The organism is Erwinia sp. Eh17-17 (assembly GCF_039675725.1).
In the GTDB taxonomy this organism is placed as follows: Bacteria; Pseudomonadota; Gammaproteobacteria; order Enterobacterales; family Enterobacteriaceae; genus Erwinia.
In genome coordinates this window covers 605,119-625,633 of sequence record NZ_JBDFQT010000001.1, presented here as the reverse complement: position 1 = coordinate 625,633, position 20,515 = coordinate 605,119, and the positions used below count along the sequence as shown (strand labels likewise).

The 20,515-nt window shown below is 55.1% G+C and carries 18 protein-coding genes; 8 read left to right on the top strand and 10 right to left on the bottom strand.

All coding sequences use genetic code 11. The features are described from left to right. Positions 1 to 119 precede the first annotated feature (119 nt). The 3 genes from prc to ABEH87_RS02715 all read right to left on the bottom strand — a co-directional run bounded on the left by prc (position 120) and on the right by ABEH87_RS02715 (position 3,480). Positions 120 to 2,165, bottom strand: coding sequence for a carboxy terminal-processing peptidase (gene prc / locus ABEH87_RS02725; RefSeq protein ID WP_346573691.1), 2,046 nt, complete (start codon positions 2,163 to 2,165; stop codon positions 120 to 122). Positions 2,166 to 2,184: 19 nt separating this feature from the next. After that, positions 2,185 to 2,883 carry an RNA chaperone ProQ gene (proQ, locus tag ABEH87_RS02720; RefSeq protein ID WP_346573690.1) on the bottom strand — a complete coding sequence of 233 codons (699 nt, stop codon included), beginning with the start codon at positions 2,881 to 2,883 and terminating at the stop codon, positions 2,185 to 2,187. A 96-nt stretch (positions 2,884 to 2,979) separates the two neighbouring features. Next, a complete protein-coding gene (locus tag ABEH87_RS02715) occupies positions 2,980 to 3,480 on the bottom strand; it encodes a GAF domain-containing protein (protein ID WP_346573688.1) in 501 nt (166 codons plus the stop codon). Positions 3,481 to 3,703: 223 nt separating this feature from the next. On the opposite strand from ABEH87_RS02715, the gene yebS reads away from it, so the two are divergent. From yebS to rsmF, 3 genes are all read left to right on the top strand, one after another. Beyond that, positions 3,704 to 4,948, top strand: a complete 1,245-nt coding sequence (gene yebS, locus ABEH87_RS02710; protein WP_346573687.1) for a membrane integrity lipid transport subunit YebS — start codon at positions 3,704 to 3,706, stop codon at positions 4,946 to 4,948. Further along, positions 4,917 to 7,550 carry an MlaD family protein gene (locus ABEH87_RS02705; protein ID WP_346573686.1) on the top strand — a complete coding sequence of 878 codons (2,634 nt, stop codon included), beginning with the start codon at positions 4,917 to 4,919 and terminating at the stop codon, positions 7,548 to 7,550. The genes yebS and ABEH87_RS02705 overlap by 32 nt, the downstream gene beginning before the upstream one ends. Positions 7,551 to 7,696: 146 nt before the next feature. Next, positions 7,697 to 9,133 (top strand): 16S rRNA (cytosine(1407)-C(5))-methyltransferase RsmF, encoded by a 1,437-nt coding sequence (rsmF, locus tag ABEH87_RS02700; RefSeq protein ID WP_346573684.1) that lies wholly within the window; start codon positions 7,697 to 7,699, stop codon positions 9,131 to 9,133. 294 nt (positions 9,134 to 9,427) lie between these two features. On the opposite strand, the gene ABEH87_RS02695 is transcribed toward rsmF, so the two are convergent. Then, entirely contained in the window at positions 9,428 to 9,721 is a 294-nt protein-coding gene (locus tag ABEH87_RS02695; RefSeq protein ID WP_346573682.1) for a hypothetical protein, read from the bottom strand. A gap of 297 nt (positions 9,722 to 10,018) precedes the next feature. On the opposite strand from ABEH87_RS02695, the gene ABEH87_RS02690 reads away from it, so the two are divergent. Together ABEH87_RS02690 and ABEH87_RS02685 are read left to right on the top strand one after the other, a co-directional pair. Next, positions 10,019 to 10,813 carry a spermidine synthase gene (locus ABEH87_RS02690; protein ID WP_346573681.1) on the top strand — a complete coding sequence of 265 codons (795 nt, stop codon included), beginning with the start codon at positions 10,019 to 10,021 and terminating at the stop codon, positions 10,811 to 10,813. A gap of 107 nt (positions 10,814 to 10,920) precedes the next feature. Next, a complete protein-coding gene (locus ABEH87_RS02685) occupies positions 10,921 to 12,081 on the top strand; it encodes an AI-2E family transporter (RefSeq protein WP_346573679.1) in 1,161 nt (386 codons plus the stop codon). Positions 12,082 to 12,109: 28 nt separating this feature from the next. Here ABEH87_RS02685 and ABEH87_RS02680 read toward each other — a convergent pair whose 3' ends face one another. From ABEH87_RS02680 to copC, 5 genes are all read right to left on the bottom strand, one after another. Continuing rightward, complete coding sequence (locus ABEH87_RS02680; protein ID WP_346573677.1) at positions 12,110 to 12,367, bottom strand: hypothetical protein; 258 nt, start codon at positions 12,365 to 12,367, stop codon at positions 12,110 to 12,112. 402 nt (positions 12,368 to 12,769) lie between these two features. Beyond that, positions 12,770 to 13,810, bottom strand: a complete 1,041-nt coding sequence (locus ABEH87_RS02675) for a CAP-Gly protein (RefSeq protein WP_346573675.1) — start codon at positions 13,808 to 13,810, stop codon at positions 12,770 to 12,772. A gap of 1,002 nt (positions 13,811 to 14,812) precedes the next feature. After that, a complete protein-coding gene (locus ABEH87_RS02670; RefSeq protein ID WP_346573673.1) occupies positions 14,813 to 15,151 on the bottom strand; it encodes a YebY family protein in 339 nt (112 codons plus the stop codon). Positions 15,152 to 15,215: 64 nt separating this feature from the next. Then, positions 15,216 to 16,088, bottom strand: a complete 873-nt coding sequence (gene copD, locus ABEH87_RS02665; RefSeq protein ID WP_346574559.1) for a copper homeostasis membrane protein CopD — start codon at positions 16,086 to 16,088, stop codon at positions 15,216 to 15,218. Positions 16,089 to 16,096: 8 nt separating this feature from the next. Continuing rightward, a complete protein-coding gene (gene copC, locus ABEH87_RS02660; protein ID WP_346573672.1) occupies positions 16,097 to 16,462 on the bottom strand; it encodes a copper homeostasis periplasmic binding protein CopC in 366 nt (121 codons plus the stop codon). Between the two features lie 164 nt (positions 16,463 to 16,626). Between copC and ABEH87_RS02655 the strand changes: the two genes are divergently transcribed. From ABEH87_RS02655 to exoX, 3 genes are all read left to right on the top strand, one after another. Then, the gene (locus ABEH87_RS02655) at positions 16,627 to 16,857 is read left to right on the top strand and encodes a DNA polymerase III subunit theta (RefSeq protein ID WP_346573670.1); all 231 of its coding nucleotides are present in this window, start codon (positions 16,627 to 16,629) and stop codon (positions 16,855 to 16,857) included. A gap of 68 nt (positions 16,858 to 16,925) precedes the next feature. Then, positions 16,926 to 17,684 (top strand): carbon-nitrogen hydrolase family protein, encoded by a 759-nt coding sequence (locus tag ABEH87_RS02650; protein WP_346573669.1) that lies wholly within the window; start codon positions 16,926 to 16,928, stop codon positions 17,682 to 17,684. A gap of 12 nt (positions 17,685 to 17,696) precedes the next feature. Beyond that, complete coding sequence (exoX, locus tag ABEH87_RS02645; RefSeq protein ID WP_346573668.1) at positions 17,697 to 18,362, top strand: exodeoxyribonuclease X; 666 nt, start codon at positions 17,697 to 17,699, stop codon at positions 18,360 to 18,362. On the opposite strand, the gene ABEH87_RS02640 is transcribed toward exoX, so the two are convergent. Further along, on the bottom strand, positions 18,359 to 20,416 hold the full coding sequence (locus ABEH87_RS02640; protein WP_346573666.1) for a prolyl oligopeptidase family serine peptidase: 2,058 nt from the start codon (positions 20,414 to 20,416) through the stop codon (positions 18,359 to 18,361). The genes exoX and ABEH87_RS02640 overlap by 4 nt on opposite strands. Between the last annotated feature and the right edge of the window lie 99 nt (positions 20,417 to 20,515).

The window sequence follows — 20,515 nt, the reverse complement described above, 5'->3', positions numbered from 1 at the left end:
TCAAGCACTCTTAATCTTTAAGTGTCTAAAAAGACATAACTTTACACTTTGAATTACTTTTTTGCTCAATGCAGAAGAGGGATAAAAAAAAGGCACAGCGAACGCTGTGCCTGTTGGCCTTATTTAGCCGCTGCCGGTGTCACTGGCGGCTGCTGTTTTTCCAGCTGCGCCAGGTCATTGGCAATCTTCACCGTTTCATCAAGATACGGATCCGGCTCTTTGTAATCCTTAGGCAGATCGTCAAGCTTCACCAGCGGTTTCTTACCTTCCGCTTTCAGGCGCGCATTGATTCGCTCCAGACGCAGGGCATCATCTTCACGGTTCTCTTTCTCACGCTCGGCGAGATTGAGTGAAATAATATTGCGCTTATCCTTATTGGCATTAAAGCGAGCAATATCCTTGATGATGTACTGGAACTCGGCGTCTTTCGCAATACGATCCTGATGCTCTTTGAGCAACTGGGGTTCCAGCGGCTTAAGGTCGCCCGTTTTCACGTAGGTTGCCGCATTAACGCTGTCCCACGGTAACGCGTTGTCCTCAAACTTCTCGCCGGTTTCAACGGCTTCTACGCCGGTTGGCATCAGCAGGTCCGGGGTGACCCCTTTACGCTGCGTACTGCCGCCGTTGATGCGGTAGAACTTCTGGATGGTGTACTGCACCGAGCCCAGCGCTGGCCACTCCGGCCGCAGCATCTGATCGTAGATACGATTCAGTGAACGATACTGCTGCACCGTGCCTTTACCGAAGGTCGGCTCACCGACGATCAGTGCGCGGCCATAATCCTGCATCGCGGCAGCAAAAATTTCAGAGGCCGACGCGCTGAAACGGTCAACCAGCACCACCAGCGGACCTTTATAATAGGTCACGCCGTCATTGTCGCTGTCCTGACGGATCTTGCCGTTGTTATCGCGCACCTGAACCACCGGACCACTTGGGATAAACAGACCGGAAAGCGAAACCGCTTCAGTCAGTGCCCCACCGCCGTTGGTGCGCAGGTCAATAACAATACTGTCGATGTTCTGCTTCTGCAGTTTCTGCAGCTGAACTTTGACATCATCGGTCAACCCGACATAGAAGCCAGGGATGTCCAGCACGCCCACCTTCTGCTTGCCGACGTTGTGCACGGTCATTTTCACCGCGCGATCTTCCAGACGGATTTTTTCGCGCGTCAGCGTGACGGTACGGGTTTTAGTTCCTTTACCGGCAGGCAGGATCTCCAGGCGTACTTTACTGCCCTTCGGCCCTTTGATTTGTGCGACAACATCATCCAGACGCCAGCCAATAACATCAACTACCGGTTTGCCCGGCTGGCCGACGCCAACAATACGGTCACCGACGGTGATGGTTTTACTCTTGGCAGCCGGACCACCAGCGACCATCGAATTGATCACCGTGTAATCATCATCCATCTGCAGTACGGCACCAATACCTTCCAGAGACAGGCTCATTTCGGTGTTGAACTGCTCGGTATTGCGCGGAGAGAGATAGTTGGTGTGGGGATCAATTTCGTGGGCAAACGCGGTCATCGCCAGCTGGAAGACATCTTCACTGTTGCTCTGCGCCAGACGACGAATAGCAAACTGATAGCGTTTGGTGAGAACTTCGCGGATCTCTTTCTCATCTTTACCGGCCAGTTTCAGACTCAGCTCGTCGTATTTGACTTTGGCGTCCCACAGGGTATTTAACTCTGCGGTACTTTTCGGCCAGGGCGCTTTGCTGCGGTCGATATCGATGGTGTCATTGCCGCTAAAATTCATCGGCTTATTCAGTAAGGAAAGCGCGTACTGATATCGTTCAAACCGGCGTTTTTGCGCCAGGTTATACAGATCGTAAAACGCCGAAAGCTGGCCGCTTTTAAACTCTTCGCCCAGCGTGGTTTTCTTGTCCGCATATTGCGTAATGTCCGACTCCAGCAACACGTTGTGGCTGTAGTCGAGCAGGTTCAGATAACGCGCAAAGATCTTTACGGAGAAATCTTTGTCGAGATCGAACTGGCGATAGTGGGAACGGGTAAAGCGGGAAGTGACACGCTCACTCACGGTGGCATGCTGTGCTTCCTGATGCAGCTGCGGGATTTGGTCGGCGCGCGTAATAGTGTCGGCCGCAAAAACGTTGCCTGCAATCAGCAGGCCCGCAATGATAGTGCTTTTAAAAAGAGTGTTCATGCCCTGATTAGCCTCCGTATCAGAACTGCAAGTGTTCTGCGCGTACTATCATTGCCAGGCCGGAAGCTAACTGTACCCGGACGCCATCTTTGGAAATTTCCAGAATGGTGGCATCCATTGCACTTTTACCTGCGGTGACTTTAATGCTCTGGCCGACTTGCAATGCTGAGGTGTCGGTAACCGGTTTACGCGGTTCCGGCTGGGTCTCGGTACGTGGAGCGGGAGCGGAAGCCGTCTGTTCAGCCTGTGGACGCGCGGGTTTGCTACGCACTTTACGTGCCTGCTCACCTTCGGCCGCAGGTTTACGAACAGGTTTACGCGGACGACGCGGTGCGGTTTCTTCACCCGCTTCACGCTTTTTCGCCTGCTGCTGTTCGCGCTGTGCCTGAACACGCGCTTTCGCTTCTTCAAGCTGCTTGCGCGCATGTTCGACATGCTGTTCATCCAGTTGGCCACACGGATTACCATCAAGGTCAACGCGAGTCGCGCCAGCTTTGATGCCATACAGATAGCGCCAACTGGAGGTGTAAAGACGCAGTGCTGAACGGAGCTGAGTTTTACTCAGGTTCATTTCGCCCTGCACGCGGTCGACTAAATCCTGAAAGATGCCAATTTTCAGCGGTCGTGCTTCGCCTTCGGCGCTAAAGCATTGAGGGAAACGCTCTGCCAGAAAGGCGATGACTTCTTTGGTGCTATTCAACTTAGGTTGATTTTCCATGAAATTTCCTGATTACAACGGGTTTGCCAATCAGCGCAGGCATGAACAGGCGTCATTATAATGACCCCATCAGCAATTGCTACGTGATCCAGCGCTTTAGGTGCGTTTCATGTGAATAAATTTTTCCACATCCGATCCGGCAAGCACCTCGCAAAGCCCGTCCGTTAACGCTTTTAGCCCCGCTTCATCCTCACTATCAAAGCGGTTATATTCAACACTATCAATATCCAGAACGCCGATCACACTGCCGTTAACCATCAGTGGCAACACAATTTCCGCATTGCTGGCGGCATCGCAGGCAATGTGCCCAGGAAAAGCATGGACATCGTCAACACGCTGTACAGTATTTTCAGCCACCGCTGTACCACACACGCCGCGCCCGACGGGAATACGCACACAGGCGATTTTCCCCTGGAACGGTCCCAGTACCAGCGTATTTTCTTCCGTTAACAGATAAAAACCAGCCCAGTTAACCCCATCGAGACGTTCGAATAAAAGCGCGCTACAATTGCCCATTGCCGCCAGAAAACTGGTTTCGCCGCTGAGAAGTGCGCGCATATCGCGATTGAGGTCGGTATAAAATTCTGCTTTTGTCATTGTTCAACCATTGTAGAAACTGAGACCAAACAGCGTACTGCTTCGCCTGATAAAATAAGCATTAAAAAACCAGCAACGAGGGTGAATCATTCGGTTAGTTACTATAACCTTAGAATTATCCGAAACCTAAAGCATGACTATACTGAGTCTTGCACCTTGTGGCGCTAATCAGCCTAACCCTGCCCTGCACCAGCGCTGTGTGGGCCAAAGCACGATCGGGAATATGAAAATACACGCCATCAGTCATGCTCTGCCACAGGCACGTTATCAGCGATGTCCCCAATGCGATACCCTTTTTTCCTTACCAGATGTGAAATCGCGCCAGTCCGCACACTGCCCGCGCTGCAACGCGCTTATCCTTAACGGCCGCGACTGGTCAATGACGCGTCTGACGGCGATGGCCGTCACCATGCTGCTGTTAATGCCGTTCGCGTTCAATGAATCGCTGATGTCGATAAGGCTGCTGGGCACCAACATCTCCGCCACCCTTTTAGGGGGCATTATGCAGATGGTGGAACAGGGTGATGTGATAACGGCCTCGATGGTGGCCTTCTGCACTATTGGCGCGCCGGTGACCCTGGTGGTGTCTATTGCCTATCTCTATTTTGGCGACAAACTGGGGATGAACCTGCGCCCGGTGCTGCTGATGCTCGACCGCCTGAAAGAGTGGGTGATGCTGGACATCTATCTGGTCGGCGTGGCCATTGCCTCGATTAAAGTTCAGGACTATGCGGCGATCACTCCCGGTATCGGGCTGGTTGCCTTTATTTCGCTGACCATACTCAGCCTGCTCACGCTGATCCACCTTAACGTTGAACAACTGTGGCACCGTTTCTATCCGCAGCCGAACCCCAACATTCCCGTTGCCCAGCTGCGCGTCTGCCTGAGTTGCCACTTCACCGGGCAGGCGGACGAACGCGGGCGCTGTACCCGCTGCCATACCCCACTCTATTTTCGCCGCCACTTCAGCCTGCAAAAGTCGTGGGCGTCACTGATTGCCTCGATTGTTTTACTTATCCCGGCCAATCTGCTGCCCATTTCGATCATCTATCTGAATGGTTCACGCCAGGAAGATACCATCCTGTCAGGGATACTTTCTCTGGCTTCGGGTAATATTCCGGTGGCTATCGTCGTGTTTGTTGCCAGTATCCTGGTGCCGTTTACCAAGGTGATCGTGCTGCTGACGCTGCTGATTAGCATCCACTTTAATTGTGAACAGGGGCTGAAAACCCGCATCCGCCTTCTGCGCGTGGTGAAATGGGTCGGTCGCTGGTCAATGCTCGACCTGTTTGTTATTTCGTTAACCATGTCACTGGTCAATCGCGATCAGTTACTGGCTTTTACTATGGGACCCGCTGCCTTCTACTTCGGGTCAGCGGTCATACTCACTATCCTCGCCGTTGAGTGGCTGGATAGCCGTTTACTTTGGGATGCACATGCAACAGGAAACGCCGACTACACCGACTAGCGCACGCATCAAAAACCGGCGCAAAATATCACCATTCTGGTTGCTGCCGCTGATTGCTTTGCTGATTGCAGGCTGGCTGATCTGGACCAATTACCAGGAACGCGGCACGACGGTCACCATTGATTTCGCCACCGCCGATGGCATTGTGCCCGGCCGTACACCGGTGCGTTATCAGGGGGTTGAAGTCGGCCTGGTGCAGGGGATCAGCATGACTGACGACCTGCGCACCATCAAAATCAAAGCCAGTATCAAAAGTGATATGCGCGACGCGCTGCGCAAAGACACGCAGTTCTGGCTGGTGACGCCAAAAGCCTCACTGGCCGGTGTTTCTGGCCTGGATGCGCTGGTCGGCGGTAACTACATCGGTATGATGCCCGGCAAAGGGGAACCGAGTGAGAACTTTGTCGCGCTGGATACTCAGCCAAAATACCGCATGAATACCGGTGAGATCATGATCCACCTGCATGCGCCGGATCTCGGTGCACTGAACAGCGGATCTCTGGTCTATTTCCGCAAAATCCCGGTGGGCCGCGTTTATGACTACAGCCTGAATTCCGGCAATCAGGGCGTGACAATCGATGTTCTCATTGAGCGACGCTTCACCAACCTGGTGAAAAAAGAGAGCCGCTTCTGGAATGTTTCCGGCGTGAAAGCCGACGTTGGCCTCAGCGGGGCCAAAGTCCAGCTGGAAAGCCTGGCCGCACTGGTCAATGGCGCCATTGCGTTCGACTCCCCGGAAACCTCTGAGGCCGCGAAATCTGACGACAGCTACACGCTCTACCCTGACCTCGCGCAGAGCAAGCGCGGCGTGATGATCTCGCTCGACCTGCCCGATGGTAAAAACCTCAAGGAAGACAGTACGCCGCTGATGTATCAGGGGCTGGAGGTCGGTACGCTGACCAAAATGACGCTGCTGGATAACGGCAAAGTCAGCGGTGAGCTGACGATTGACCCGTCAGTGACGGATCTGATGCGAACCGGGACGCGTATTGAAATGCGCAGTCCGAAGATCAGCCTGAGTGACAGCAGCCTCAGCAGCCTGCTGACCGGCAACACGCTGGAACTGATCCCCGGTGACGGTGCGCCGCAGACCCACTATGTGGTATTGCCGAGCAATGAGTCACTGTTGCAGCAGCCCGGTGCGCTTGAGCTGACGCTGACCGCACCCGAAAGTTACGGTATTGATGCCGGTCAGTCGCTGATGTTGCACGGCATGCGCATTGGCCAGGTCGTCAAGCGTACGCTGAATGAAAAAGGTGTGACCTTTAACGTCGCCGTGGCGGCTGAACATCGCGAGCTGGTCCACGCAGACAGCAAGTTTATTATTAACAGCCGCCTTGATGTGAAATTGGGCATTGACGGCATGGAAGTGCTCGGGGCCAGCGCGCGCGAGTGGGTTGACGGCGGTATCCGCCTGGATCCCGGCGCTAAAGGGGAGCCGAAAAAGAGCTATCCCCTTTATGCCAACAGCGAGAAAGCCGCAGAAGGCGTGACCGGTGACAACCTGCCGACCACCCTGACCCTCACCGCCAGCAGCCTGCCCGATATTCAGGCGGGTTCTGTGGTGCTGTTCCGCAAGTTCCAGGTCGGTGAGATTGTCAGCGTCACGCCGCTGGCCGACTCGTTTGATGTGAACGTTCATATTAAACCGGAATATCGCCGCCTGCTGTCGCAGACCAGCGTCTTCTGGGCCGAAGGCGGTGCGCGGGTTCAGTTGAACGGCAGCGGCCTTACCGTCCAGGCGTCGCCGCTGAATCGCGCCCTGAAAGGGGCGATCAGCTTTGACAATCTGACTGGCGCAGGCGTGGGCCTGACGCGGAAAGATAAACGCATGCTGTATGATTCGGAAACTGCGGCGCGCGCCGTCGGTAGCCAGATTACGCTGCGCACCTACGATGCCAGTAAGCTGTCGTCGGGTATGCCGATCCGCTATCTGGGCATTACTATCGGCCAGCTGGAGTCGCTGGCATTGGGAGACGGTAATAAACAGGTGATTGCCAAAGCGGTACTTTACCCGGAGTACGTGCAGGACTTCGCCCGTCTCGGCACGCGCTTCTCGGTGGTCTCACCGCAGATCTCAGCGGCCGGGGTGAATCATCTGGAAACTCTGCTGCAACCCTACATCAACGTTGACCCTGGAAAAGGACGCGGCCAGCGCAGCTTTGAATTGCAGGAATCAACCATCACCGACGCGCGCTACCTTGACGGGCTGAATGTGGTGGTGGATGCGCCGGAAGGCGGTTCCCTCTCCGTCGGCACGCCGGTTCTGTTCCGGGGTATCGAAGTCGGCACCATCACCGGCACGTCTCTGGGGGCGATGGCTGACCGCGTGCAGATCACGCTGCGCATCAGCAAAAAATATCAGCACCTGGTGCGCAATAACTCGGTGTTCTGGCTGGCATCCGGCTATAACCTGAAATTTGGCCTGATCGGCGGCGTAGTGAAAACCGGCACCTTCCAGCAGTTTATTCAGGGTGGCATCGCCTTCGCCACACCGCCAACGGTACCGTTAGCGCCTCAGGCCTCTTCAGGGAAACATTTCCTGTTAGAGGACGAAGAGCCGAAAGACTGGCGTAAGTGGGGAACCGCCCTGCCGCAGTAACCTGAGTCAGTCAAACCTGGCGCCTGATGATAATGCATCAGGCGCCTTTTTTTTAACCGCTGCCAGCGGGAAAACGGGCTTCTTATTTTTTCACAGCGGCGCTGTCGTGCTAAACTCACGCCACTTATTTCCCCTGGATTTTGCCTGTGTCTCACTCTTCCCGCGTTTACTTCCCGCAAGCTTTTCTCGACCAGATGCAGCAATTGCTGCCAGACAGCGTCGAATACCAGCGCTTTATTGCCATCAGCCAGACGCCGTTACGCCGTAGCCTGCGTGTGAATACGCTGAAAATCAGCGTGGAGGATTTTCTGGTACGCGTGGCGCCCTATCAGTGGCACCTGACCCCGGTACCCTGGTGTAAAGAGGGCTTCTGGATCAGCCGTGACGATGCCGATACGCTGCCGCTGGGCAGTACAGCGGAGCATCTGGCCGGACTGTTCTACATTCAGGAGGCCAGCTCCATGCTGCCGGTCAGCGCCCTGTTTGCCGCTGACACTGCGCCTGAGCGCGTCATGGACATGGCGGCGGCGCCGGGGTCTAAGACCACGCAGCTGGCGGCTTATATGAGCAACACCGGGGCGATCCTCGCCAATGAATACTCCGCAAGCCGGGTGAAAGTGCTGCATGCAAACCTCAGCCGCTGCGGCGTCAGCAATACCGCAATGACCCACTTTGATGGCCGCGTCTTTGGCCCGGCCCTGCCGGAATGTTTTGATGCCGTGCTGCTGGATGCTCCCTGTTCTGGCGAAGGGGTGATCCGCAAAGATGCCGATGCGCTGCGCAACTGGTCAGAGACCAGCACGGCGGAGATTGCCGCCACGCAGCAGGACCTGATCAACAGCGCCTTTCACGCCCTGCGCCCCGGCGGCACGCTGGTGTATTCCACCTGTACGCTGAACCGCAGTGAGAATCAGCAGGTGATCGCCTGGCTGATGGATCAATACCCGGACGCCGTCGAAATCGAGCCGTTAGACCAGTTGTTCAGCGGTGCCGAACGCGCCGCCACGCCGGAGGGTTTCCTGCACGTCTTTCCGCAGATTTTCGACAGCGAGGGCTTCTTCGTTGCACGTCTGCGTAAAACCGCCAGCGTTCCTCCGCTGCCCGTTCCGGGCTATAAAGTCGGAAAACCGCCCTTCAGCCCGCTTAATCGTAAGCAGCAGGAAGAAGTGATTGCCGCCGCCGCGAAATCGGGCCTGCACTGGGGTGAGGAGCTGGCGCTGTGGCAGCGGGATAAAGAGCTGTGGCTGTTCCCACGGGCGATGGAAGCGCTGCTGGGCCGGGTGCGCTTCTCGCGCATTGGCCTGAAGCTGGCAGAAACCTTCCCCAAAGGCTATCGCTGGCAGCATGAAGCCGCCATCGCGCTGGCCGACCCGACGGTTCCCCATGCCTTTGAACTGAATACCGCTGAGGCTGAAGAGTGGTATCGCGGGCGCGATATCTATCCGGAACGCGATCTGCCGGGGGATGAGCTGATCGTCTGCTATCAGCAGCAGCCGATTGGCATCGCTAAGAAGGTCGGCAACCGCATTAAGAATAACTATCCGCGTGAACTGGTTCGCGACGGCAAGCTGTTCACGGTGTGAACCAGAGGCGGCTCTGCCGGGCCGCCCTTCACGCTTGCTCAGCCGTTATCATTTGGCATTTATTTAGGCAGGGTTTATGAAATTCCCGTTAAAATAAGGGGTTTCTGACCTTCAGGGAGGGTGATGTATGGATAACCGCAAACAGTTTTATCTTACGCTGGCGCTGATTACCGCAGGGAGTTTGCTGATTATTGAAGTGCTGGCGCGGCTGGTGCATCTGATTATCGTAGGATAACGCCGCCGTCGGGGAAACGGGCGTGCAGAACAAGGGCCATGACAGCCCCGGTGATGGAATTATTTCAACGCACGTGGGTTCTTACGTAGCGATGCACTCCAGTTAAACTCTTTGACTTCACTCTCTTTCGCCGCAGATGGCTTACGCGGTTTTTTCGCCAGAACAACCTTACTGCTTTCACGCACCACGCGTTCTTTCATGACCAGGCGTTTTGCCTCTTTAACGATCTCTTTCTCTTCTTTCTTACTGGCTACATGACTCAGTTTATCGGTCAATGTCTTAACCCGCTGCGCCACCAATACTTTTTCATCTTCCGTAAACTGGTCGATGGAAATTTCTTTCTCACTTTTCATGCAACAGGCTCCTGGCCAGTTATCAATGAGACGGGTATCCCCCCCACTGGGCCACCTGCCATCGTAAAGTGATGCGCGCTTCTGCACAAGTCACGATGGAAGAAATGCGTCTTTCAGCGGCGGTATTGTGATATTAACGGCTGCCCAAAGGTCAATATGCCTGACAGACTGATGCCAGGCCCCCATCGGGCCCCGGCTATGCTGGCACCGGGCATTGCTCTGAGCCTGAGGAAAATGCAAACATAGTGTCTGGACAACATCAGGAACTCAGCGCGCTGAGAGTCACGGAGCCCCCCCATGTCAGATAACGATCTGTTCACCTCTTCCCCGCTGTTTCGCATTCGCGGCGAGCTTATCGCCAGCGTAAGGGACGATCGCGGTGAAGTGATGGTGATCGACAATAAAGTCTTCCGCATTATGAGCTTTGACCGTATTTACGAGCAAAGTAAGATGCAGAAGGATAACCCCATACTGCCGGTTCATAATTATATCCGGGCAATGCTGATGGCCGTGGCGCTGACGCCGGTCAGCCGGGCGCTGATCCTCGGCCTGGGCGGCGGCAGCCTGGTGCGTTCGCTGTACGCCCGCGATCCGGCTATCGCGCTGGAGGTGATCGAACTGCGTCAGGCGGTTCTCAGCGTGGCGCAGGAATACTTTCACCTTCCCGACAGCCCGGCCATTCACTATCAGGTGGGCGATGCGGCCGAGGCGGTTGCCGGGGGAGAAAGGGGCCGCTATCAGCTGATTTTCTCAGATCTCTATTCCGCTGATGCGATGGCCCCCCTGCAAACGTCAGAGCGCTTTCTGCGTCACTGTGCTGATAAATTGCAGGATGGGGGCTGGCTGGTGCTTAACCACTCAAAGCAGCCGGATCCATCATCGCCCTTCTCACAGGCGCTGCAGGCTATCTTCCGCACTCTGCTTTACTGCACCACACCCAGCAGTAATGTGGTGATTTATGCCTGCGTGTCCCCGGTTGCCGACTCCTTAGCCGGGTTGCGGCGCCAGATGAAAGCCAGCGGCGTTGATTTCCACACAGACTTCACGCCGCTGGCACAAAAACTGGCGGTGTGGCCGGGTAAAATGCGCTGAATCTTTTGCCACTTTATTTTTTTAAACGCGGGTTAATATTGCTGCTAACCCGCAGTTGGTCTACTTTTAGCGCGTAAACAGAATAAGTTAATCACTGAGACGATAAAATGGTAATTAAGGGCATTAGTAAGGGATTCTTTATCTTTATACTGGCGGTAACGACGCTGGCATTTTTTCACGTTCTGGGACCGTATTTTTCCGCGATTCTCTGGGCCGCCATCCTGGCCATTATTTTCCATCCGCTGAAAACCAAAATCAGGAAGCATCTGGGTGACAGAAATGGCCTGGCCTCACTGCTGACGCTGCTGGTTATCTGCCTGATTGTTTTCATCCCGCTGGCCGTGGTGGCCTCGTCACTGGCGGTAGAGTTCAATGCGCTGTACAACCGGCTGCAAAATAATCAGACCGAGCTGACGACGGTTGCGGCGGGCATTGTTAATCATCTGCCCGACTGGCTGCGCCATTTCCTGGCAGAAAACAATATGAATGACGCCGCAGCGATTCAGGAGAAACTCTCCGGCGTGGCAATGAAAGGCGGCCAGTTCTTTGCCGGCAGCCTGATGATGATTGGTAAAAGCACCTTCAGCTTTACCATCGGTTTTGGCGTGATGCTCTACCTGCTGTTCTTCCTGCTGAAGGATGGGGCTTACCTGGTGGGCCTGACGCTGGATGCCATTCCGCTGTCACAGTTTGTTAAACAGCATCTGTTTGTGAAGTTTGCTGCCGTTGCGCGCGCCACCGTCAAAGGCACCGTGGTGGTCGCGGCGGTCCAGGGGGCACTCGGCGGCATTGCCTTCTGGTTCGCCGATATCCAGGGCAGCATTCTGTGGGGGTCGCTGATGGCCTTCCTGTCCCTGATACCGGCCGTGGGTTCAGCCATTATCTGGCTGCCGGTCGTGCTGTACTTCTTCTTCTCCGGTGCACTGGTGAAAGCGCTGGTGCTGACCTTCTTCTTCGTGGTGGTCATCGGGCTGATTGATAACATCCTGCGCCCGCTGCTGGTCGGTAAAGATACCAAAATGCCGGACTATCTGATTCTGATCTCTACCCTGGGCGGTATGGAAATCTACGGCCTTAACGGCTTTGTGATTGGGCCGCTGATTGCCGCGCTGTTTATTTCCTGCTGGAACCTGCTGTCCGGTAAGGACCATAAAGGCAATACCGACGAGATCGACCCAGACTTTATTGAGGAAGGTCAGACACATCAGGAAAATCAGGAAAGAGAGAACCTGGAGAAAGAGACTCAGCAGAAAGAGAGCCAGTCTTAACAAACAACGGGGCATAACGCCCCGTTTTTTAATCCAGCTTGCTGGCCGGAGCTTCTTTATAAATACGGTTGCCGTACCACACCACGGCGGCACCGATCAGCATCGCCACAATCACGTAAGGTATCTTCTCCTCCTGTGTACCGCCGATGCCCCCGGCTGATAAAAAGAACAGCCCGGCGGTCAGCGACAGGATAACTTTCAGCACGCCGTTCATCTGCTTCATACAGATGCTGCGCACGGCCCACGCGCCTGAGATTAAGCCCAGCAGCCCTAACATGGTTCCCATCACGACACCCTTTTCAAACGATGCTCAATCCATTCCGGGCAACAGCGCCCGCCACGACTTAATCAGACAGTCTGGAAAACTGAACGCGGTAAGCCGCTGAAGATAGTGCGACAGGGTACAGGTAAAAAGCAAACTCCCGGTCTGTGTTTACAGAAATTTAACCAGGAGTGGGCTTCAGGCCTCATCAGAGGGCGGGCTACAGGACGCCGGAGAAGCCCTGCTGAAAGGAGACGTCACTGGCACACTGCGCGTTGCCAGGTACCCGACCTTTGGTAAACATTACGTCCTGCCGTTATCTGGTCCACCGATCTTGCCGGTTCGCAGACGGTAATAGCAGAGCGTGATAACGCGTAGCTGACAACGTAAAAAGGCCCCGTACGGGGCCTTTTAGCAAAGAAACAATCAGGCTCTGATTTTGCGATATTCAGGGTGGGTATTAACCCCCCAGAAACCGCTCAGCGTACTGACAATCGCGCCGATTAATAAACCGATAAACGACCAGAGGGCAATTTTAGCGCCAGCTTTAGCTGCTGCATCAGCCTTCTCTTTCGCTTTTTCTTTCAGCTCAGCGTACTTCACTTTCGCCTCATCCAGATTTTTCTCTAATTGAGCAAGGCGCTGATTCACTTCCTGAACGGTTTTATCACGCGTCTGAATAAAGTTTTCTACCGCTTTATCCGCTTCTTCCGGCGTCATGCTGGTATTCTGCGTCAGGGCCTGCTTCACCTCATTTTTATCAACGGCCTGACTGATTGTCTCTGCCCGACTTTTGAGTTTATCCGTTAATCCTTTAACGATGGCATCGCTGTTATCAGGATTAACCGCCAGGTCTTTAACCGAACCGGCGACATCTTTGCCGGCCTCTTCCAGCTGAGTCTGCAAATATTCAGGCTGTAACTCTTTAATACCGCTTTTTTTCAATGCCTGAATCACCTGATCGTCAGCATTGTCTGATGATAATTTGGTATCAAGCCCAAGATTGCCATAGATATTCTGACCGATGCTGGCAGCGCCCTGAGCAGCCTGCCCCGCCACGCTGCCAATCCCGCTGGCAACGCTGCCGGTTGCGGATGCCACGCTACCCACCGCGCTTCCGGCGGTATTTAAAATCCCCCCCACGGCGGCAAAGCCCAGAACCGTTGCCACTAAAAGCGACGTTGCCCAGATAAGAAACCCGTGAATGGCGCCGTCCGTTCCTGCAAGACGCCCGGTAATAAAGCCCCCACACGCCAGGCTGATCACCACACCAATAACAGACCAGGCTAATACTGCCGTATCCGCCCCGTTGACAATATCATCCGACTTAGGAGACAGCATTGATAAACCCAGGCTGGTTCCCAGCATGGTCAGAAGAAGAGAGATTGCCATCGCCGTCACCACACCGGCAATAATACTTCCCCACGAAACGCGTTTAGTGAGAGCCAGTTCATTTCTCAGTTCCATTTTTCGCTCCAGTCTGAAATCACGATTGTTATTGCCGTTTGCGATTTGAGTATAGGTGGCAGTGGCAATTATTTCCGATAATAGCGAAATAAATATCTAATCTATTTGGCATCAGTGAGTTAGGAAAGGGAGAACGGTAATATGGTGATTTCTCCCTGGTGAAGTTAACCCTTTGAAGAGTTTTTAATACAGGGGAAATATGAAAGAGGCATTTGAAATGCAGGATACCTGTAGAAGAGAAAGATGAATTGTGCAATATTCGCGTGAAAAATGACATCAGGGGTTCCAGGAGATAGCTGGCAGACCCTCTCTGAAAATATTGAAGCTGTCTCATGGCTGGATCTTTTTATCGCTCTCACAGGGTTAACTTTATTTATATATAGATTGTATAACGCGGCCCCCTACTTGCTAAACAGGCCCGTGAAATCGAAAAATAGATATGGAGATCTTATAAAAACGCTTCCATCCGAAAAACCGATCTTATTACTGTAAAACCCACAGTTACACTTAAAAAATTCACTATAAAGTGGATGCACATCCTGGGGCGCATAAAGGAAGATTTTTTCCTTATTTTGGGATTTGGTTAAACGGGTTACCTGAAGTTTCAGAAACTCCGCTGCGGTGAATCATAGTTTTCCTGATGGATGCAGACAGGATCACATCCTGATTCAGACCGTGGAAGGTGTTTTCGTAACATCTCGCTTTTGCTGGCCGTGATTTGAGATGTTTAATGAAATAAAAAAAGACCAAAGACGATTCCTGTCTTTGGTCCAGGGAAATGGCTCTTTTCAGAGCCGTGCGCTAAAAGTTGGCATTATTGCAGGCGATTCGCCTTGCACTTTAAAAGATAGACCAGCTGCGGGGGTTTTCCAGCCAGTTGTAAATGATGGCGGGAGTGATTGTTAGCATTGTGATCGCGGCGGCAAAAACAGGTGACGGGCCTTTCGGCAGGCATCAGAAGGGAACGGGCTGGCGCACCGGGAGGAGCGCCAGCTTAGTCGGTCAGCGGCAGAGCTTTTCAGCGCGCGCGATGATCGGTGCCAGGCTCTTCTTGTGGCCTGGGTTCGCCGGATCGTCAGCGAGGATCTTCTCAATCGGGAACCCGGCTTTGATCTGGCCTGATTTCACTTTTGCTTCCGCTTCCGCATTCAGCGGGTACTGCACCAGCGTGCCGTCATTGATGGCCAGCAGCACATTGCCCTTCTCGCAGCTCAGCATCATCTCTTCACGCACGAACGGCCAGTTCTCTTTGCCCATATCAAAACGGCTGACGGTTTCAATACCGGCCATCGCGCTGCTGCTGAGGCCCAGAGCAACGCACAGTAATGCCAATTTTTTCATCTTTCTCATACCTCAAACGATAAATCACTCACTGAACAGGGATAGCCTGAAGCGCGGTGCGCGATCAGGCAGGCTCCAGCGTGGCGAACACGCCTACCGCCATCAGCACCGCTGCCGCCAGACCAATCTCTGCCAGCGTGCTGTTAATAAACTGCTGTTGCGCTTTTTCTCCGCTGCGCTGGAAACGCGGCACCAGCCAGTAGCGGTTATATAGCGCAATCCCAACCATCGCCCCCACCAGCAGCGTCTTCAGCAGCAGCAGCTGGCTGTAAAGACGAAAGCTGGCGGGAGGCCAGCCAAGCAGCAACAGGCCGTTGACTGCCCCACTCACTACCACCAGCACCACCGCCAGATGGCCATAGCGCGAAAAACGCATCAGAGTACGCACGGCGTCGTAACGCTGTTGCGGACGGCGCACTTCCTGCATCAGGACGATCACCGGCAGCAGCCCTCCGGCCCAGAAAGCCGCACTCAGCAGATGCACCATCTGGTTGACACGCTGGAACAGGCCGGCTGCACCCTCCAGCATGGTGGCATGCCCGGTAAAGGCCAGCCCCGCAAGCTGCAGCGCGGCAAACAGCAACAGCGTCCTCTGGCGCGGGACACCGCGCAGCAGCAGGGCCAGGCAACCGAGCGCGGCCAGCGCCAGCTGCAGCTGCCAGACGCGGCCAAACTGCGTCTGCAATACCGCCAGCCAGATATCGACGTCCAGCGTATCCTGCCAGCCTTCCCCCATCTTTCCGGTCTGTGCCGCCAGCAGCAGCACTGCGCTCAGCAGCGTCAGCCAGCAGGCGACAACAAGGGTGGGCATCAGCCGCCGCGTCAGGTCAGCCCGATAGCGTGCAGGGGCCAGCAGCGTGGTGTAAACCCCGGCCCCGACCAGCGACATCAGCGCGGCGAAGTGCAGCCAGCGGCACAGGATATAGAAGCTGGTCAGCGCCACGGTTACGGCACGCTGAAGGTGTAGTTCCCTTTGGTCTTATGACCATCCACCGACAGCACGTGCCAGTTAACCTTGTATTCTTCACCGCGTTTCAGGGGCTGCTTAAACTGAACCCGCAGCCGGTTGTGCTGTTTTGCGTCGCGTTTCGCCTTCAGCTGAGGAACCGGCGTGTTGTCCATCTGAGTGACTTCAATACCGCTGAACGCGGGTTCAACGTCTTCGCTGAACTCGATGGTCAGCGCCTGCGGATACGGGCTACCGGCCGGATTAACCGTGGTATATTCACTTTTAAGGTGGGCATGAGCGGAAGCCTGCTGGGCAAACAGTGCGGCGATTAACACGCCGGAAACCCTGAAGAAGTGTCGCATATGTCGCAATTATCCTTAACGGGACGCAGCCCCTTGCTGCTGAGGCCGAAAGAATACCCCGCATAAAATCGGGTGTCGAGATGATAGCAACTATCAATGGGCCGCCAGACTTGCTAATCCGTGCCTTCTGCATTATTTTCTGCCTCTCAATACGGGGGAATAGCATGAGTTACAATCTGGCCACATTGCCGCAGGAAGAAAAAGATAAGGTCAACGTCGATCTGGCAGCGGCCGGCGTCGCCTTTAAAGAGCGTTACAATATGCCGGTGATTGCCGAGATGGTGCTGCGTGAACAGCCTGAAGCCCTGCACGACTGGTTCCGCGAGCGTCTGACTCACTACCGCCAGGCTTCTCTGTCACTCTCACGCCTGCCGTACGAACCTAAACAAAAATAGTGCCTTGTGTTTTTTTGCCGCTTCGGTTGAGATAAGGCCCTTACCTTACGCTTAACGGTGGGTTTTCTATGTCCAGTTGGACTATTGCGGCAGCGCAGTCAGGTTCACGTCCGGGCGATATCGCCTGGAATATTCAGCATCATCTCGACTTTATTCAGCAGGCGGCCTTACATGGCGCAGACCTGCTGATGTTTCCTGAACTTTCCCTGACAGGCTATGAGCTTCCGCTGATGGCTGACCTTGCGCTCTCGCTGGACGATAGCCGCCTGCACCCTTTTGCCCACGCTGCCCGTCAGCATCAGATGGGCATCAGCATCGGCCTGCCGTTAAAAACGGACGATAATGTGCGCCTCTCAGCGCTGACATTCCTGCCGGACGGTACGCGCATCGCCTACAGCAAACGTAATCTGTTCGGCCCGGAAAAAGCGATCTTCACTGCGGGTGATACCGTGCCGATGTTTGGCTATCAGCATCACCAGGTGGCGCTGGCTATCTGCGCTGATATCAGCGTGGAGGCCTATGCGCGTGACGCATCGCGGCGCGGTGCCGATCTGTATGCCACCAGCGTGCTGGTCTCTGAGCAGGGTTACGAGACCGACTGTGGCTATCTTGCCCGCTGGTCGCGGGATTATCAGATGGCGATTATCATGGCGAACCACGCCTGGCCCACCGGGGGATACCAGTGTGCCGGGAAAAGCGCCTTCTGGGATCAAAACGGCCGCCAGATCGTACGCGGTGGTGAAGGTGAACAGCTGATTGTTGCGCAGCGTAACGGTAATCATTGGCAAGGAGAGACGCATTCGTTACCCTGCCCGCCAGTTCTGTAAACGGGAGAAGTTATGTTACGCGTGATAGACACGGAAACCTGCGGCCTGCAGGGCGGTATTGTCGAAGTCGCCTCAGTGGATGTGATTAACGGACAGATCGTCAATCCCATGAGCGATCTGATTTCACCCGATCGCCCTATCAGCCCGCATGCTATGGCTGTCCACAAAATTACCGAAGCGATGGTGCGCGGAAAACCCACAATTGAACAGGCCATCGGACGCTATCACGGCAGCCCGTATTACGTGGCGCACAATGCCAGCTTTGACCGCCGCATGCTGCCGGAGATGCACGGTGAGTGGATCTGTACCATGGCGCTTTCCCGCCGCCTGTGGCCGGGGCTGAAATACAGCAATCAGGCGCTGCGTGAATCCCTGCAGCTGGAGGTTACCCCGCCTGCTGACCTGCACGCGCACCGGGCGCTGTATGACTGCTATGTCACCGCCGCACTGCTGATTCGGATTATGTCCTACAGCGGCTGGGATCCCCAGGAGATGATCCGCCGTATGCAGGTACAGGGCTCGTTCAATACCTTCCCTTTTGGCAAGTATCGCGGGCAGAAAGTGGATGATGTGGCGAAGAAAGATCCGGGATATTTAAAGTGGATGCTAAAAAATATCCCGGACCTGAAGCCCGACCTGCGCAGTGCGATGGAGCGGGCGCTGAGCGCAACGGATTAAGCGGGCGTCTTCAGCAGGCCGCTGTCCAGCCCGATAAGAAACGCATACTCCAGCGCAACGTCTTCATAGGCTTTGAAGCGCCCTGACTTTCCGCCGTGGCCGGAGTCCATATCGGTGTGCAACAGCAGCAGATGGTCATCGGTCTTCAGCTCACGCAGTTTTGCCACCCATTTTGCCGGTTCCCAGTACTGCACCTGGGAGTCGTGCAGCCCGGTGGTGATCAGCAGATGCGGATACGCCTGCGCCGTCACGTTGTCATACGGGCTGTACTGCCGGATGTAGTGATAATACTGTTCATCCGCCGGATTACCCCATTCATCATACTCGCCGGTAGTCAGCGGGATAGATTCATCCAGCATGGTCGTAACCACATCAACGAACGGCACCTGCGCGACCACGCCGTGGAAGCGTTCCGGCACCATGTTTATCACCGCCCCCATCAGCAGCCCGCCGGCACTGCCGCCCATGGCATACAGTTTTTCCGGGTCACCATACTTTTTCTCGATCAGCGCATCGGTAATATCGATGAAGTCATGGAAGGTATTCATCTTATTCAGCAGGCGGCCGTCGTCGTACCACTGCTGGCCCATCTCGCCGCCGCCGCGAATATGGGTCAGGGCAAAGACAAACCCACGGTCCAGCAGGCTCAGGCGGCTGGCGCTGAAATCAGCATCCATGCTGCTGCCGTAGGAGCCGTAACCATACACCAGCAGCGGATTCGTTCCCGGCTGATAGCGGTCTTTGCGGTAAACCAGGGAAACCGGCACGTTCACACCGTCACGCATGGTGACCCAGTGGCGCTCGCTGCGATAGCAGGCAGCATCAAACCCCTTCACCTCGGTCTGCTTGAGCACCTCGCGTTCACCGGTATCCAGATCCAGCTCAAACAGCGTGTCCGGCGTGGTCATTGACGAATAGCCGTAGCGGACTTTGCTGCTCTCCGGGGTGGGATTGTGACCAATCCAGGTGACGTAGGCGGGATCGTCAAAGGCGATACTGCTGCTTTCCCCGCTCTGCCAGTTGATCTGACGCAGACGGGTCAGCCCCTGCTGACGTTCCTCCACCACCAGCCAGTCACGGAACAGCGTATAGCCCTCCAGTACGATATCGGCTCGCGGTGCGATGAGCGCCTGCCACTGCTGCTCATCGGCCGTCTCAGTGCGGTACAGCCCGAAATTGATGCCCTCGCGGTTGGAGCGAACGTAGAAATGGCCCTGGTAGTGATCGACGCTGTATTCGTGGTCTTTACGGCGCGCGCGGAACAGCTGCGGCTGCGCATCGGGCTGCGCGGCATCCAGCAGCAGGATCTCGCTGGTGGTGCTGCTTCCCAGGGCAATGGCGACATACTCTTCCGACGTGGTCTTATAGACGCTGACGTAGAAGGTGTCATCCAGCTCTTCATAAACCAGCTGGTCCTGCTGCTGAGGCGTGCCGAGCGTATGTCGCCATACCTGGTAAGGCAGCAGCGTCTGTTTATCTTTCAGCACGTAATAAAGCGTTTTTGCATCACTGGCCCACGCCATCGCAGAGGCCACGCCTTCCAGCACTTCCGGATACCATTCGCCGCTCTCAAGGTCGCAGAAACGAATGCCGTAAACCCGGCGTGACAGGAAATCTTCGGCCACCGCCATCATCTGATTATCGGGGCTGATGGCCACGCCGCCGAGGGTATAAAACTCACTGCCAGCGGCACGCTGATTACCGTCCAGCAGCGTATCCCAGCGCTCCGGGGTAGCCGTATCGGCAGGCTGACGGGCGTAAATCGTGTACTCATTGCCCTCTTCATAGCGGCTCTGATAGCGATACCCTTTTTTTACATACGGCACCGAATGGTCCCGCGCCGGAATGCGCTCAATAAGTTCCTGTAACAGCTCCGCCTGCAGGGCCTTTTGTGGCGCCAGCTGCTGCTGGCAGTAGTCGTTTTCCGCGCGCAGATAAGCCAGCACCTCTGGCGCTGTACGCTCATCATCGCGCAGCCAGTAGTAGTTATCGATACGCGTATCGCCGTGCAGCGTCATCGCGTGGGGAATTTTTTTCGCTTCAGGAGGTGTCATAGTCTCTTCGCAGTTGCTGGGTCTGTCAGTAAGGTTGGCAGCAACCTGACTGATTCACAAGCGGTTATCATTAACCGGTAACAATTTTTCAGGGGGATA

Bases quoted from the DNA above. Each gene is read 5' to 3' on its own strand.
- prc (WP_346573691.1), bottom strand. From the start codon at position 2,165: ATGAACACTCTTTTTAAAAGCACTATCATTGCGGGCCTGCTGATTGCA.
- proQ (WP_346573690.1), bottom strand. From the start codon at position 2,883: ATGGAAAATCAACCTAAGTTGAATAGCACCAAAGAAGTCATCGCCTTT.
- ABEH87_RS02715 (WP_346573688.1), bottom strand. From the start codon at position 3,480: ATGACAAAAGCAGAATTTTATACCGACCTCAATCGCGATATGCGCGCA.
- yebS (WP_346573687.1), top strand. From the start codon at position 3,704: ATGAAAATACACGCCATCAGTCATGCTCTGCCACAGGCACGTTATCAG.
- ABEH87_RS02705 (WP_346573686.1), top strand. From the start codon at position 4,917: ATGCAACAGGAAACGCCGACTACACCGACTAGCGCACGCATCAAAAAC.
- ABEH87_RS02695 (WP_346573682.1), bottom strand. From the start codon at position 9,721: ATGAAAAGTGAGAAAGAAATTTCCATCGACCAGTTTACGGAAGATGAA.
- ABEH87_RS02690 (WP_346573681.1), top strand. From the start codon at position 10,019: ATGTCAGATAACGATCTGTTCACCTCTTCCCCGCTGTTTCGCATTCGC.
- ABEH87_RS02685 (WP_346573679.1), top strand. From the start codon at position 10,921: ATGGTAATTAAGGGCATTAGTAAGGGATTCTTTATCTTTATACTGGCG.
- ABEH87_RS02680 (WP_346573677.1), bottom strand. From the start codon at position 12,367: ATGGGAACCATGTTAGGGCTGCTGGGCTTAATCTCAGGCGCGTGGGCC.
- ABEH87_RS02675 (WP_346573675.1), bottom strand. From the start codon at position 13,810: ATGGAACTGAGAAATGAACTGGCTCTCACTAAACGCGTTTCGTGGGGA.
- ABEH87_RS02670 (WP_346573673.1), bottom strand. From the start codon at position 15,151: ATGAAAAAATTGGCATTACTGTGCGTTGCTCTGGGCCTCAGCAGCAGC.
- copC (WP_346573672.1), bottom strand. From the start codon at position 16,462: ATGCGACACTTCTTCAGGGTTTCCGGCGTGTTAATCGCCGCACTGTTT.
- ABEH87_RS02655 (WP_346573670.1), top strand. From the start codon at position 16,627: ATGAGTTACAATCTGGCCACATTGCCGCAGGAAGAAAAAGATAAGGTC.
- ABEH87_RS02650 (WP_346573669.1), top strand. From the start codon at position 16,926: ATGTCCAGTTGGACTATTGCGGCAGCGCAGTCAGGTTCACGTCCGGGC.
- exoX (WP_346573668.1), top strand. From the start codon at position 17,697: ATGTTACGCGTGATAGACACGGAAACCTGCGGCCTGCAGGGCGGTATT.
- ABEH87_RS02640 (WP_346573666.1), bottom strand. From the start codon at position 20,416: ATGACACCTCCTGAAGCGAAAAAAATTCCCCACGCGATGACGCTGCAC.